This window comes from Palleronia sp. THAF1, from assembly GCF_009363795.1.
Classification (GTDB): domain Bacteria; phylum Pseudomonadota; class Alphaproteobacteria; order Rhodobacterales; family Rhodobacteraceae; genus Palleronia.
In genome coordinates this window covers 263,618-277,574 of record NZ_CP045420.1, presented here as the reverse complement: position 1 = coordinate 277,574, position 13,957 = coordinate 263,618, and the positions used below count along the sequence as shown (strand labels likewise).

Below are 13,957 nucleotides of genomic sequence, written 5' to 3'. Positions count from 1 at the left end.
GAACGCGGCACGGCGCAACCTTGCCGCCGCCGCCGCCCCCTGCCACAATCGGAACCCAACAAGAACGAAAGGCGCGAGCATGGCCGACGATCTGCTGAACCAGGGCGCAGGCCCCGCATACGACGCATCCTCCATCGAGGTGCTGGAGGGGTTGGAGCCTGTCCGCAAACGCCCTGGCATGTACATCGGTGGGACCGATGAACGCGCATTGCACCACCTCGTGGCCGAGGTGCTGGACAACTCGATGGACGAGGCCGTCGCCGGTCATGCCAACCGGATCTCGGTCGAGCTGCACGCCGATGGCTCCTGCACCGTGACCGACAACGGGCGCGGCATCCCCACCGATCCGCATCCCAAGTTTCCGGACAAATCCGCGCTGGAGGTCATCCTCTGCACCCTGCACGCGGGCGGCAAGTTCAGCGGCAAGGCCTACCAAACCTCCGGCGGTCTGCACGGCGTCGGCATCTCGGTCGTCAACGCGCTGTCCGATCACGTCCGGGTCGAGGTCGCCCGTGACCGCAAGCTGGTCGCGCAAGAGTTCAGCCGCGGCATCCCCCAGGGCCCCGTCTTCGACGCCGGTGCCGCGCCCAACCGCAAGGGTACAAGCGTCACCTTCCACCCGGACGCAGAGATCTTCGGCAAGCTGGCCCTGAAACCCGCGCGCATGATGAAGCTGGTGCGTTCCAAGGCGTACCTGTTCTCGGGCGTCGAAATCCGCTGGAAGACCGCCATCGACGACGGCGAAACCCCGACAGAGGCCACATTCCACTTCCCCGGCGGCCTTGCCGACTACCTTGCCGAAACGCTCAACGGCGCCTCCACCTATGCCGATACGCCATTCGCCGGGCAGGTCGAGTTCAAGGACGCGCCGGGCAAGGTCGAATGGGCCATCAACTGGACGCCTGCCCGCGACGGCTTCATCCAGTCCTATTGCAACACGGTCCCCACCCCCGAAGGCGGCACGCATGAGGCTGGGTTCTGGGCTGCGATCCTCAAGGGCATCCGCGCCCACGGCGAACGCGTCTCTAACCGCAAGGCCGCGCAGATCACCCGCGAGGACCTGACGGCGGGCGGCTGCGCTCTCGTGTCCTGCTTCATCGCAGAGCCCGAGTTCGTCGGCCAGACCAAGGATCGCCTTGCCACCAATGCCGCCCAGCGTCTTGTCGAAACCGCCATCCGCGACCGGTTCGACACCTGGCTGGCCGCCGATACCAAGGCCGCGGGCGCGATACTCGACTACCTTGTGCTGCGGTCCGAGGAACGTCTGCGACGCCGTGCCGAGAAAGAAACCCAGCGCAAGTCCGCCACGAAAAAGCTGCGTCTGCCCGGCAAGTTGGTGGACTGCTCCGCCAAGAACCGCGCGGGCACTGAGCTGTTCATCGTCGAGGGCGACTCGGCCGGAGGCTCCGGCAAGGCCGCGCGCAACCGCCAGACCCAGGCGCTGCTGCCGCTCAAGGGCAAAATCCTGAACGTGCTGGGCGCGGCCTCATCGAAACTGGGGTCGAACGCAGAAATCAGTGACCTCTGCCAAGCCCTTGGCACCGGCATGAGCACCAAGTTCGTGCTGGACGATCTGCGCTACGACAAGGTCATCATCATGACCGACGCCGACGTGGACGGCGCGCATATCGCGTCGCTGTTGATGACCTTCTTCTACACCCAGATGCGCCCCATGATCGACGCCGGGCACCTGTATCTGGCCTGCCCGCCCCTCTTCCGTCTGACCCAAGGGGCCAAACGCGCCTATTGTCTGTCAGAGGCCGAGAAGGATGCGCTGATGAAGAAGGGCCTTGGCGGCAAGGGCAAGATCGACGTCAGCCGCTTCAAGGGCTTGGGAGAGATGGATGCCAAGGATCTGAAAGACACCACGATGGACCCGGCCACCCGCAAGCTGATCCGCGTGCGCATCGTGGACGAGGTCGCCGGCGAAACCGGCGATCTGGTCGAGCGGCTCATGGGCAAGAAACCGGAACTGCGGTTCGAGTATATCCAGCAGAACGCACAGTTCGTGGAGGAGTTGGATGTTTAGGTGGGTTGGAACACATCTCAGGATCTTGTTCTGGGTACTCTTGGGCTACGCCTTTGGATTACTATCTTTCATCGCCTTCGTTTATTTCGAGTGGCAACGAGCTGGATTTATTGTGGAGGCGCAAGGCTACATTGTTGCTCTAGCAACACTAGCCGCTGCAATCGTGACGATTTCTTCTATCGAAAAACAAATCGAGCAGAAAGACCAACTTAGGGAGGACGAAAGGATCCGAAACCTCAACGCAGCATTGGCGGAAGCAAGCATAAGCGCCTCAACTCTGTACGAGCACGCCACGAAATGCGCGCTGAAAATTATCTCTTTAGATGAAAGAATAGAGCTCGACTGGGAAATCGCCGACAAAGCGGCGATTCAGATAGCGCAAATCACGAGGACCGGAGACGAGAAACAAATTTCCGCTGCAAAAAGAACAGTAAATTTATATCAGATCACACGGGCTAGATACTCTGGACTGCTCGAAGACATAAAAAATGTCGAGGAAGTGAACAGCAGTATCGTTGAATACAATGATTTAATTCAGCCGCGACATGAAATTATCTTTACTTTCGCTGAGATGCAAAAATCTCTAACTCCCATTTTCGAGTTCGCAAGAGGAGATAGCGTGAAGATCAAAACTTTGAATAAGGATGAAATTCTTAGCTTTTTGAGAATTAATTTTATTTCCGAAATCCCTTACGGTGTCTTGCACGATTTGGAAGAAAGAGCCGCTCGCTGGCAACCGGCGCCAGCAGTCAAAGATCGACTGGCCTCTCGACAGTAGACCATTGGCACCCGTGAGGTGGACCACATCATCGACGCTAGACACCAAAACTCTCGGCATCTCGAAACTCAACAGAACCATCGCGCCCGACCAAGTTTGCTTTCTCTGGCCCCAGTCCCGGACGCCTCTCCGCCCGTCCAACGCAGGGCCGACAAAAGGCCGATACTTCGAAATCGCCAAACCTCCACCGCGCGCCGCCTTTACCCGGCCAACACGACCGAGCCCGGTAAACCCGGCGCGCGGTGGATCGGTCAATGCACCACCCGGATACGCGTGTTCCGCATGCCTGCGTTCTGCACCCAGCCGTACAGTCGTTGCGCGTTGTCGGGGTGTAGGCGCACGCAGCCCGCGCTCGCCGGGCGGCCGAGTTTGGAGATCGCGTTCGTCCCGTGGATCGCGTAGTTGCCCGAATAGAAGATCGACCACGGCATCGGCGCGTTGTTGTACAGGCTGGAATAGTGCCTCTTTCTCATGACCTGCGGCGCGTAGGTCCCCGTTGGCGTCACCTTGCCCCGCCGCGCTGTGGACACGGGCCAAGACGCCACCGTCTCTCCCCAGCGCTTCACGATCATCCGCTGTTCAGAGATGTCCACGCGCACATCCACCGCCTGCGCCGCCGCCATCTGACCCGCACAGAAAAGCACGGCTGTCACCAGCCATTTCATCATACCGCATCCTCCCCAGGACTGATTCGTCCTCAATTCTAGGTCAGCATCCGCGATCCGTGTTGCGAAAAGGTTGAGCGCGGCGCAAACTTCCCCAATGCTGCGCATCGCCCTTGTTTTGTTGACCTTAACCGCCTGCTCCCGCCCCTTGACGGACGCCGAGCGTGCTTTTGCGGGCACAATTCACGGGCCGTCCCTGGACGCGAGCGCCGTCCGCATCCATGGCCGCAACCCGTTGTATCTGCTGCGTCATTCCCGCGACGCCCGTCCGCCGGTGGCCTGCCGCGAGCGCATCCGCCCGCCGGAAACCGGCCGCGTCCAGACCCGCATCGCCGCGACGGTCCTTTACAACCGCGCCTTCTTCGCCAAACCGTTCTTTCTTGACGATTACCTGTCCGCCTATCCCAGTCGGATGAGCCTGCCCGACGCCATGCTTCTGGCGCACGAGCTGACCCACGTGTGGCAATGGCAGAACGCGGAAAAGACCGGCTACACCCCGTTCAAAGCCGCGACAGAGCATGTGGAGGACGACCCCTACCTGTTCGACCTGCCGGATGGCGCCGCCTTCGCGGACTACGGCTATGAGCAGCAGGGCGGGCTGGTGGAGGAGTTCGTCTGCTGCCGCGCGCTCGACCCCGACGGCGCGCGCACGGCCAAGCTATACGGGCTTTTGTCGCCGGTTTTTCCCGCGTTAGAACGCAGATCGCGTGTGCCTGCGGACGAAGTCCTGTTGCCGCAGGGTCACGGCAATCTCTCTGACATATGTGGGTAAGAGACCTGAAAGCGGATTCGTGTCATAAGACATTATCCGACGGACGCGGTGGTTCGACGGATTTCTCCCTGAAAGACTGGCCACGCTTCGTGCGTGGCCTTTTTCATAAAGGTTCGCGCAGCTGCGCGCCCGTACTGCGATTCGAATTCACCTCTGTCCCCACCCGGTGCCACACCAGATCATCACGCCCCCGCATCAACCGCGCGGCGCCTTTACCATCCTCTCCCAGCCACAACGGCCAGTCGTCGGCGTCCAGGATCACCGGGCTGCGATGGTGCAGTTCGGCCATATCGCCCTGTGCCGCGCAGGTCACGATGGCGCAGGAGCGGACCGTCTCGCCGTCCCGCGCCCAGTCCTGCCAGATGCCCGCGAAAACCATCGGCGCCCCGTCCGCGCGGGCGATCCACCACGGCAAGCGAGCGTCGTCCGGTCCCTTCGTCCATTCGTAGAAGCCATCCGCCGGGATCAGGCAGCGCCGCGCGCGCACGGCAGCGCGAAAGGCGCGCTTGTCGGCGATCGTCTCGGCCCGCGCGTTGATCAAGGGCGGCCCGTCGTTCACAGCCTTCGCGCAATGCGGTACGAACCCCCATCGCATGGACTGCAGGCGACGGTCCTGATCCGACACCACGGCATGAACGCAGTTCGTTGGGCAGACGTTGTAGTTCGGCACATCCGGCAGGTCGTTCGCGGGCACCGCCGAGAACAGTTGCGCCATGGCGTCGGATGGCAGGGTGATCGCGAAGCGTCCGCACATGGGACCCAAGATAAGCGCCTCTCCGCCGTCCGCAATCTTGCCGTGGACGGGTGGTTGCGATGGGCATACTGCCGCGGCGACGCCCACCCGAAAGCACCTGCCATGCTGCGACAGCTTCTTCCCGTCAGCGCCCTTCTGCTTGGATCCGCCTGCCTTCTTTTCGCGGGCGGCATCAATGGGCTTGTTCTGCCGGTCCGTGGCGGGATCGAGGGGTTCACCGCCGTTTCGTTGGGCCTTCTGGGCACGGGCTGGGCCGTCGGCTACGTCGCCGGCTGCTTGCTGACATCGGGGCTGGTGGCGAACGTCGGCCACGTGCGTGCGTTTTCTGCGCTTGCGGCCTTGGCTGCCATCACTGTGCTGCTACAGGCGATGCTGGTGACGCCCTGGGCGTGGATCGTGACACGCGGCATCTGTGGCTTCTGTTTCGCCGGGGCGGCGATGATCGTGGAAAGCTGGCTGACGGATCGCGCCCCGGCGGAGGCGCGCGGGCGGGTGTTCGGGATTTACACGATGGTGAACCTTGTGGCCTCGACCAGCGGGCAGATGATGCTGACGCTGGGCGACCCCACCGGCTTCACGCTCTTCGCCGTCGCGGGCATCTTCTACGCGCTCAGCCTTGTGCCGACGGCCGTGTCCACCTCGGCCAATCCCCCGCCGCTTGTGCGCGCGCGGTTGGACCTGCCCGGTCTGTGGCGTAACTCTCCTATCGCGGTCTTCGCGGTGTTCTTCGTGGGCGTGTCGAACGCCTCTTTCGGCGCGCTGGCTCCGGTCTTCGCCGAGCGGATCGGGCTGGCTTTCGGGACCATCGCCCTGTTTTCGTCACTGCCCATTCTAGCTGGCGCGGTCGCGCAGTTGCCCGTGGGCGTCCTGTCGGACCGGATGGACCGTCGCTGGGTGCTGATGGGGGTCGCGGCGGTCGCCTTGCTGGCCGACGCCGCTTTCCTGACATGGCGGCCGGAAGGCGCGTGGAGCAATCTTGCGCTGGCCGCGGCGCTCGGCGGGTCGATCTTCGCGATGTATCCCGTGATCGTCGCCCACGCGAACGACCACGCGGGAGAGGGCGCTTCGATCCGGGTGTCAGGCGGCCTGCTGTTGGTGTTCGGGCTCGGCTCTATCGTGGGGCCGCTGGCAGCGGGCTGGGGCATGACCGCCTACGGCATCCGCGCCCTGTTCGCGATCACCGCGCTGGCGCATCTGTCGATCATCCTGTTCGGGGTCGTCCGTCTGTGGAAAAACGCTGCCCCCGATCTGGAGGACAAGGGCCAGTTCGTGCCGCAGGGTCAGCCGCGCGCCACGACCCCCCAGACGGCGGTTTTGGCCGCAGAAGTCTAGACCTCGAACCGGCAAGTGCTTGCCGATAACACGCGCTGTCATGGCATGACCGGACCCCGCGTCCCTATCTGACACGTTAAACCTTACCCATCCCACCGGAGCCGACTGATGTTGCGTTACGTGATCCCGATGCTTGTCCTTATTCCCTTGCCCGCAGCCGCGCAGGACGCGCTGGCACAGGCCGCGCAGACATATCGCGGGTTGACCGGCGAATGGGCTGAGCCGTCGAAGAACTGCGCCGATCCTGCCGACACGTGGTCCTTCGGGATGCAATCGGTGCGCGCAGGCAACCAGCGACTGGAACTGTTGGGCGTCGGCACCGGAGCGCAGGGCATCACCATTGATTTGGTCAGCCAATCCACCGGTCAGCGCGTGCCGTTGGCTTTGATCCCGACGTCCTCTGGCGTCGCCGTGCGCGGTTCCGGCATTTCTGCCGATCTGCAACGGTGCCTTGCCGTGGCGCAGGAACCCACGTCGCCCTTCCCCGCGCCCGAGGATAACATCACCGCGCAATCGCTTGACCCGGACGTCCCCAGCTCCGACGAGTTGCGCGATGCACTGGCCGCCAACAGGCCAGCGCCGAGCGCGCCCGCCGCGGAAGCCGACGACCAGCCGGAAGACGATCTGTCGGCGGACGAAGCCTTCCGCACGGCCTACAGCGGGTCCTATTCCAGCGGCGGGGCCTGCGATTGGCGGATCGACGACGGCCGAATCACCGCGAATGGTTCAGGCTATGATGTGATGAACGTGTCGGGCGATGCCAGCCGTTTGGGTGTTCAGGCGATGGGCGACGATGGCACCCCGATCACCTTCACGCTGACGCCTGATGGCAGTGGTGCACGTGTGCAGGGCAGCGGTGATGCACCAAGCGCGACCCTGCGACCCTGCTAGGCGCGTAAACGGTTTGGTAATGCTGGTGCGGTAGAAGTTTGGGGAAACCATGAATGGATCCCCACCCATGCTCTTCCTGCGCGCCTTCGCCATCCCTCTTGGGCTGCTCTTCTGGGCAGTCGGATCGGCAGCGGGTGGCTTATGTCAGGGGAATGGTGATTGCGACTTCGGCGAGCCCACATGGGGTGCGCCGACCGTTCTGGGCGCCCCGATCCGCGCGTTTCCCGTGCCGGACGATCCGGTCGCGCAGGCGGCCTACGGCAAGCTGACACACCTGTGGCGGACGGAAGCGAACGGCACCTGCCTTGGCACGCTGGGCGCTTGGCATCTGACGCCGAAGTACATCATTGCCGAAGGCCGCATGTTCGAAATCCTGTCGATCCAGGGCGCGCCGCCCCGCATCGGGATTTCCGCCACCCGCGTGTTCGACTTGTCCCCAGCAACCTTCACCCTGACCCGCCTGTCGCGCAGCCGGTTGGACATCGTCGGACAGGTCAACGGCCCAGTCGCACCGTTCGCACCGTCACGCTACAACGTGGCACTGCGGAAATGTCGACGAACGTAGGAACGAAATACGCCGCAAAATCCCCGCGAAATACGCAGTATCCTCGGTATCGACGCGCAGCGTACAGCATGGAAAAAGGGCCGGTACTTTCGCACCGGCCCCTTTGTCGACGTCTTGAAGTTTACTCGCCAGCGACCGTGATGCGGCCGTCGGTGTAGGGCTCATAAGCGCCCTGCTCGGCCATGTATTCGGCGGTCACATCCGCCAGGTCCGGGCCGTAGTCGTAAGCATTCGCGGCATCCACGAACATCGAATAGCCGTCACCGCCGTTACGCACGTAGTTGTTCGAGACCACGCCATAGGTCGCCGCCGAATCGACCGGCTCACCACCGATCATCACCTCCGACACGCGGCTGCCGACCTCTGCCGCAGGATCGACCGTGAAGGTCATGCCCGCAACCTGCGGAAAGCGGCCTGCGCCCTCCTCATACTGGCTGACCCCGTTCTCCAGCGCGGCAAGCAGCGTTTCGCCGGTGACTTCGAATGTAGAGAGCGTGTTCTGGAACGGCAGCACCGTCAGAACCTCGCCCATGGTGACCTCCCCGGCGTCGATGCTCGCCCGGATGCCCCCACCGTTCTGAAGGGCGACGTCTATGCCCTGATCAGCCACGCGATCCAGCATGGCGTCTGCGATCAGATTGCCCATCTGACACTCTCGTGCCCGACAGTCTTCACGAACTCCGACAATCTCGGTTGCGGTCTCGGCCACGACCTCATTTCGAATCTCATTCAGGGGAGCAGCGGCTTCTTGGATCCGGCTGACCACGGCTTCGTCCTCGGCGAAGGCCGCGTCGATCAGGATCGGCGCGCCGGAGGCCTCGGTCACGTTGCCGTCGTCATCGAAAGTGACGTTCAGCTCGCCCAAATATTTGCCGTAGGCATAGGCCTGCACGATCGCGGTGTCGCCCACCATGGTGGGGTACGGACCTTCGGCGCCGTCCATGTCACCCAGCAAGGTGTTAGAGTGTCCGCCGACGATCACATCCACGCCGGTGGTGTTCTCGGCCACCATCTGATCCACGCGGTAGGACGAATGCGACAGCACGATGATCTTGTTCACGCCCTCGCCCTGCAGACGATCCACCTCACCCTGGACGGCCTCGGACGGGTCGGTGAAGACCACGTTCGGACCGGGAGAGGCCAGTTCGTCCGTATCCACCGGCGTCAGGCCGATCATGCCGATACGCTCACCGTTCTTCTCGACGATGACCGACTTCTGGATCACGTCCGACAGCAGCGGCTCGGACGACAGGTCGGCGTTCGACATCAGGATCGGGAAGTCGATGGTCTGCGCGAAGGATTGCAGAACTTCCGGGCCGTCATCGAATTCGTGGTTGCCGACGGTCATGCCGTCATAGCCAAGCGAATTCATCATCTCGGCGGCCAGCTTGCCCTTGTAGTAAGTGTAGAACAGCGTTCCCTGGAACTGATCGCCGCCGTCCACCAGCAGCGTGTTCTCGTTGCGCTCCTGTGCGTCCTTGATGACATTCACCAAGCGCGCCCAGCCGCCGAAGCATTCACCGTTGGCGTTGTCTTCTTCGCCACAAGTCGAATCGTAGGCGCTGATCGGCTCGAATCGCGAATGGAAGTCGTTGGTGTGCAGGATGGTGATCGAATACTCGGCCTGCGCCGCGCCGGTCATCAGGGCCAGTGCGGCGGTTGCGGTTGCAATGCGGAACGTCATGGGTATCCCCCTTGTTGGATCGCAAAACAGTGCGACTGTGTTGCCCAAGTGTCAAAGCCCTCTTTCGTGACACCACGACGACACGGAGAGCGGCAATCCAAGGAGATGATGGATGCGTATCTACAAGATTTTCCGCGCGACCGAGTGGCGTGCCTTCGATGACGCCGGTGAGACTGAGGGCGCGCCCGTGGATGTGGCCGACGGGTACATCCATTTCTCGACCCACGATCAGGTCGGTGAGACTCTGGCCAAGCATTTCAAGGGCGAAACCGGCCTGATCCTCGCCGCTGCGGAAGCTGACGATATGGGCGATGCGCTGAAATGGGAGGCGGCCCGAGAAGGGCAGGACTTCCCGCATCTCTACCGTGTTCTGAAGCGCGATGAGATCCTGTGGCACAAGGAAATTCCGCGTGACGGAATCGACCAACTGGCGCTTGGCGAAGAATGAGCTTGCTGGAACGCGTCGGTCTGACGGCGCTGCGCCGGTTCGATCCGGAAACGGCGCATGGGTTGGCATTGAAGGGCCTGCGCGCAGGTTTTGTGCCGCTTCCGGGCGTGGTGACATCGGAGCGCTTGGCCGTGCGCGTCGCGGGGCTGGCGCTGCCGAACCCGGTCGGACTGGCGGCAGGATTCGATAAAAACGCCGAGGCGTTGGCACCCCTGTCGCGCGCGGGTTTTGGGTTTCTGGAAGTCGGCGCGGCGACGCCCCGCCCTCAGGAGGGCAACGCCAAGCCCCGGCTGTTTCGGCTGACCGAGGACTCGGCAGCGATCAATCGCTTCGGCTTCAATAACGAAGGCGTCGGCGTCATCGCAGAGCGCCTACGCGCCACGCCCACCGACGTGCCGCGCGGCCTGAACCTTGGGGCGAACAAGGACAGCGCCGACCGCGCGTCTGACTTCGCCCGCGTGCTGGAATCGGCGGCGGAGCACATCGATTTCGCGACGGTGAACGTATCCTCGCCCAACACCGAAAAGCTGCGCGATCTACAGGGGCCGGAAGCGTTGCGCGCCCTCCTGCAAGGCGTGATCGCCGCGAATGTGCGCGGCATCCCGATCTTCCTGAAGATCGCGCCAGATCTGGACGAGAGTTCCTTGCAGGACATCGCAGGCATCGCGAACGAGACGGGTATCGCAGGCATTATCGCCACGAACACCACGCTGAACCGCGACGGGCTTCGCTCTGCCCACAAGGGCGAGACCGGCGGCCTTTCCGGCGCGCCCTTGTTCGAGCGCAGCACGCGGGTCCTGGCCCGCCTGTCCACACTGACCGATCTGCCGCTGATCGGCGTGGGGGGTGTGGGCTCTGGCGCGCAGGCACTCGCGAAGATCAAGGCGGGAGCAAGCGCTGTGCAGCTTTACACCGCCATGGTCTATGGCGGGTTGGGTCTGGCGGCGAAGATCGCGCGCGATCTGGACGCGTTGCTGACCGCTGAGGGGCTGACCGCCGAGGCGGCGATCGGCACCGACCGCGACCGCTGGCTTTAACCGATTGAGCGTTCCAACGCGGGGTAACGCCAGCCCAGCGTCAGCCCGCGCGCGACGAAGGAGATCAGGAACGCCATCCATAGGCCGTGATTGCCGAAGACCGGCATCAGCGCGAAGACCGCCGCTATGTAGATGACGAACGATATCACCATCATGTTGCGCATGTCCGCCGTGCGCGTCGCGCCGATGAAAATGCCGTCCAGCATCCACGCCGCCCAGCCGACGATGGGCGCGGCGATCATGTAGGGCAGGTAGAGCCGCGCCTCTGCCCGAACCTCTGCGTTGGTCGTCATCAGATCGATCACCCAGCCGCCTGCCAACCAGAAGGCCAGCGCCAGCGCGATCCCGATGACGCCGCCCCAGATGGACGAAACGATGGCCCCGCGCCGGAACAGGTCGCGCCGGTTCGCGCCCAGCGCGCTGCCGACGATAGCTTCTGCCGCGAAAGCGAAGCCATCCATGGCGAAGGCGGTGATCTCCAGAAACTGCAGCAGGATTTGGTTCGCTGCCAGCCGCACGTCTCCGAACCGCGCACCCAGCAGCAGGAACGACACGAAGATCGCCTGCAACATCAGCGAGCGCAGCAGGATGTCGGAATTGACCTGCGCGAACCGCTTGAGCTTTGTCGGGTCCAGGATACGCGCGCGGTCGCGCCACGCTGGCGTCGCAAAGGCGTTGCGGCACAGCCATAGGCCCAACGCCAGACCGGACCATTCGGCGATGAAGGTAGCCCAAGCCACGCCTGTAACACCCCAGCCGAGGGACAGCACGAACCACAGGTCCAACGCGACGTTGATGCCGTTCATCCACAGCTGGATCACGAAGACGCCCGTGGTGCGCTCTGCCGCGATCAGCCAGCCGGTGATGGCGTACAGGGAAATTAGCGCGGGCGCGGACCAGACGCGCACGCCCATGTAGCCGCGCGCCAGCGTTTCGACCTCTGTGCTGGCGGGGGACACAAGGAATGCCAGTCGGAACAGCGGCAGCTGAAACAGGATGATCAGCAACCCGCCCGCGACGCCGATGAACAGGCCGCGCGTCAGGATCGCCGCGCCTTCGTCCATGTCGCCCCGGCCCAGCGCCTGTGACGCGAAACCGGTCGTGCCCATCCGCAGGAAGCCGAACACCCAATACAGTGCTGTCAGGATGATCGCGCCGATGCCGACCGCGCCGATGGGTGCCGCCTCTCCCATTTGGCCGACGACACCGGTGTCCACCGCGCCAAGGATGGGCACGGTTGCGTTCGACAGCACGATGGGCAGCGCCACCGCCAACACACGCTTGTGCGTGACCGGGCGCGCTTCAGCCATCGCGCGATTGCGGCATCACGAAATGCGCGGTCGCCGAGGCGTACAGCCGGTCGCGATTGTCCTGCCACGCATCGACGCGCACGGACGCATAACGTCGCCCGGATCGCACGATCTGCGCGCGTGCATAGGCATCGCGCGGCAGGCCGGATCGCAGGTAGTCGATGGTGATGTCGATGGTCTTGGGCAGACGGGGCAAGGTATCGGCGGCCAAAGCGTCCGGATCCAGCGCACCGCTTTCTATATCGTCCCACATCCGCGCCCAAGCCAGCGAGATGACGCCCGTGGACTCAAGGAACGCCGCCGTCACACCACCATGCAGGGCGGGCAGCATCGGGTTGCCGATCAGCTTGTCGGAATAAGGCAGGATCGCCGTAAGCTCATCCCCGCGCCGGTCGAACCGCATGCCAAGGTAACGCATGTAGGGCGACGCGGTGGCCAGCGCCTCCAGCGCGGTATCGCGCCGCTGCTTGATGACCTGAACGGGCTCTGGTGTCTTGCGGCTCATTCCTTCGCTCCCGGCAGGGTGAACGCGCCCGACGCCGTGGCCACCGGGTTCGCATCGTCGTCATCCACCGCCTGCGCCCGGATGAAGGCGACAGACCGCGTGATGTGATAGCACTCCGCCCGCGCGCGCACCGTCTGGCCGGGCGTGGCAGGACGCATGTAGTCGATCCGCAAGTCCAGCGTAGCGGTGCCCCCCGGCGCGCTGGGGTGCAGCATCACTGCCGCCCCGCCGCAGGTGTCCATCAAGGCGGATACGGCACCGCCATGGATCACGCCGGTGCGCGGATCGCCGATCAGCCGTTCGTCATAGGGCATAGAGATGGTGCAGGTCCCCGCCCCGGTCTCATCCACCGTCATGCCAAGGTCGCGGGCATGGGGGATCGCCTCGATGAATTGCTTGGCAATCTGTGCGGCGCGGTCTGTCATCGTCGGCTCCTGTGGGTCGGTTCGGTTGTGGCGCGACATGTCGCGCCCGGCAAGGGGAACAGCAGGGCCAGCCGGGTGTTCGCCACACATGACACACACGATAGCAATTCTTGGAGCGGACGGTGCAACTGGCGAACAGGTGGTGCGCGGCGCTCTTGCACGCGGCCATTCGGTGCGCAGCGTGACGCCAGAAGCCCCGCAGGCCGATTGGACCGATCAGGTCGACGTGCGCACCGCCGATCTGTTGAACGATGATCTGGCCGCAGTGCTGGATGGCTGCGACGCGATCATCAATTGCGTCGGCCTGCCGATGAACCTGCAGACCGCGACGAACCCGCCTCCCCTGCACACCGATGGCACCCGCGCTGTGCTGCGCGGGATGGAAGCCACGGGCATCCGCCGCCTTGTCGTGTTATCCGCCGCGATGGTCGCCAGCCGCGATATGGGGCCGGTGCACTTTCGCATCGCTACGAATACGGCGCTTGAACGCATCCTGACGCAGATGGGCGAGATGGAGCAGATCCTGCGCGCGAGCGATACCGACTGGACCGCCGTGCGCCCCGGCTCTCTGACGGACGATCCGGCGACGAACCGTTGCACCGTCACGCCGGAACTGCCCGCCGAGGGCCTGTGGCAAACGGCCCGCGCCGATCTGGCCGCGTTCATGCTGGACTGCGTCGAGACTGGCGACTGGGTGCGCGGCACGCCCGTGATCGTGGGACCGGACACCTAGTCCTCTTGCTTCACCCGCGCTACGTTGCG

General features: G+C 63.8%; 15 protein-coding genes. 9 read left to right on the top strand and 6 right to left on the bottom strand.

What is annotated here, in order from left to right:
* Positions 1-79: 79 nt before the first annotated feature.
* Both parE and FIU81_RS01420 read left to right on the top strand, forming a co-directional pair.
* Entirely contained in the window at positions 80-2,029 is a 1,950-nt protein-coding gene (parE, locus tag FIU81_RS01425; RefSeq protein ID WP_124111036.1) for a DNA topoisomerase IV subunit B, read from the top strand.
* A gap of 40 nt (positions 2,030-2,069) precedes the next feature.
* Positions 2,070-2,807: a hypothetical protein gene (locus FIU81_RS01420; protein WP_152460896.1), complete on the top strand. Its 738-nt coding sequence runs from the start codon at positions 2,070-2,072 to the stop codon at positions 2,805-2,807.
* A 251-nt stretch (positions 2,808-3,058) separates the two neighbouring features.
* Here FIU81_RS01420 and FIU81_RS01415 read toward each other — a convergent pair whose 3' ends face one another.
* Positions 3,059-3,475 carry a L,D-transpeptidase gene (locus FIU81_RS01415; protein WP_254695966.1) on the bottom strand — a complete coding sequence of 139 codons (417 nt, stop codon included), beginning with the start codon at positions 3,473-3,475 and terminating at the stop codon, positions 3,059-3,061.
* A 94-nt stretch (positions 3,476-3,569) separates the two neighbouring features.
* Between FIU81_RS01415 and FIU81_RS01410 the strand changes: the two genes are divergently transcribed.
* Positions 3,570-4,244, top strand: coding sequence for a hypothetical protein (locus FIU81_RS01410; RefSeq protein ID WP_124111038.1), 675 nt, complete (start codon positions 3,570-3,572; stop codon positions 4,242-4,244).
* Positions 4,245-4,347: 103 nt separating this feature from the next.
* Here the strand turns inward: FIU81_RS01410 and FIU81_RS01405 are convergent, their stop codons facing one another.
* Positions 4,348-4,998 carry an SOS response-associated peptidase gene (locus FIU81_RS01405; RefSeq protein WP_124111039.1) on the bottom strand — a complete coding sequence of 217 codons (651 nt, stop codon included), beginning with the start codon at positions 4,996-4,998 and terminating at the stop codon, positions 4,348-4,350.
* A gap of 102 nt (positions 4,999-5,100) precedes the next feature.
* On the opposite strand from FIU81_RS01405, the gene FIU81_RS01400 reads away from it, so the two are divergent.
* The 3 genes from FIU81_RS01400 (at position 5,101) to FIU81_RS01390 (ending at position 7,786) form a co-directional block, all read left to right on the top strand.
* On the top strand, positions 5,101-6,330 hold the full coding sequence (locus FIU81_RS01400; RefSeq protein WP_124111040.1) for an MFS transporter: 1,230 nt from the start codon (positions 5,101-5,103) through the stop codon (positions 6,328-6,330).
* A gap of 108 nt (positions 6,331-6,438) precedes the next feature.
* On the top strand, positions 6,439-7,221 hold the full coding sequence (locus tag FIU81_RS01395) for a hypothetical protein (RefSeq protein ID WP_124111041.1): 783 nt from the start codon (positions 6,439-6,441) through the stop codon (positions 7,219-7,221).
* Positions 7,222-7,270: 49 nt separating this feature from the next.
* Complete coding sequence (locus FIU81_RS01390; RefSeq protein ID WP_124111042.1) at positions 7,271-7,786, top strand: hypothetical protein; 516 nt, start codon at positions 7,271-7,273, stop codon at positions 7,784-7,786.
* 121 nt (positions 7,787-7,907) lie between these two features.
* On the opposite strand, the gene FIU81_RS01385 is transcribed toward FIU81_RS01390, so the two are convergent.
* Positions 7,908-9,470 (bottom strand): bifunctional metallophosphatase/5'-nucleotidase, encoded by a 1,563-nt coding sequence (locus tag FIU81_RS01385; protein ID WP_124111043.1) that lies wholly within the window; start codon positions 9,468-9,470, stop codon positions 7,908-7,910.
* A 112-nt stretch (positions 9,471-9,582) separates the two neighbouring features.
* Here FIU81_RS01385 and FIU81_RS01380 point away from each other — a divergent pair, with 112 nt between their 5' ends.
* On the top strand, positions 9,583-9,918 hold the full coding sequence (locus tag FIU81_RS01380) for a DUF952 domain-containing protein (RefSeq protein ID WP_124111044.1): 336 nt from the start codon (positions 9,583-9,585) through the stop codon (positions 9,916-9,918).
* Positions 9,915-10,955, top strand: coding sequence for a quinone-dependent dihydroorotate dehydrogenase (locus FIU81_RS01375; RefSeq protein WP_124111045.1), 1,041 nt, complete (start codon positions 9,915-9,917; stop codon positions 10,953-10,955). Before FIU81_RS01380 ends, FIU81_RS01375 begins: the two co-directional genes overlap by 4 nt.
* Here the strand turns inward: FIU81_RS01375 and FIU81_RS01370 are convergent.
* From FIU81_RS01370 to FIU81_RS01360, 3 genes are read right to left on the bottom strand one after another with little or no spacing between them, the layout of a single operon-like run.
* Positions 10,952-12,265: an MATE family efflux transporter gene (locus FIU81_RS01370; RefSeq protein WP_124111046.1), complete on the bottom strand. Its 1,314-nt coding sequence runs from the start codon at positions 12,263-12,265 to the stop codon at positions 10,952-10,954. The genes FIU81_RS01375 and FIU81_RS01370 overlap by 4 nt on opposite strands.
* Positions 12,258-12,770, bottom strand: coding sequence for a PaaI family thioesterase (locus tag FIU81_RS01365; protein WP_124111047.1), 513 nt, complete (start codon positions 12,768-12,770; stop codon positions 12,258-12,260). Before FIU81_RS01365 ends, FIU81_RS01370 begins: the two co-directional genes overlap by 8 nt.
* Entirely contained in the window at positions 12,767-13,195 is a 429-nt protein-coding gene (locus FIU81_RS01360) for a PaaI family thioesterase (RefSeq protein WP_124111048.1), read from the bottom strand. The genes FIU81_RS01365 and FIU81_RS01360 overlap by 4 nt, the downstream gene beginning before the upstream one ends.
* Positions 13,196-13,283: 88 nt before the next feature.
* Here FIU81_RS01360 and FIU81_RS01355 point away from each other — a divergent pair, with 88 nt between their 5' ends.
* Positions 13,284-13,928 (top strand): NAD(P)-dependent oxidoreductase, encoded by a 645-nt coding sequence (locus FIU81_RS01355; protein WP_172971371.1) that lies wholly within the window; start codon positions 13,284-13,286, stop codon positions 13,926-13,928.
* The last annotated feature ends 29 nt before the right edge of the window (positions 13,929-13,957 follow it).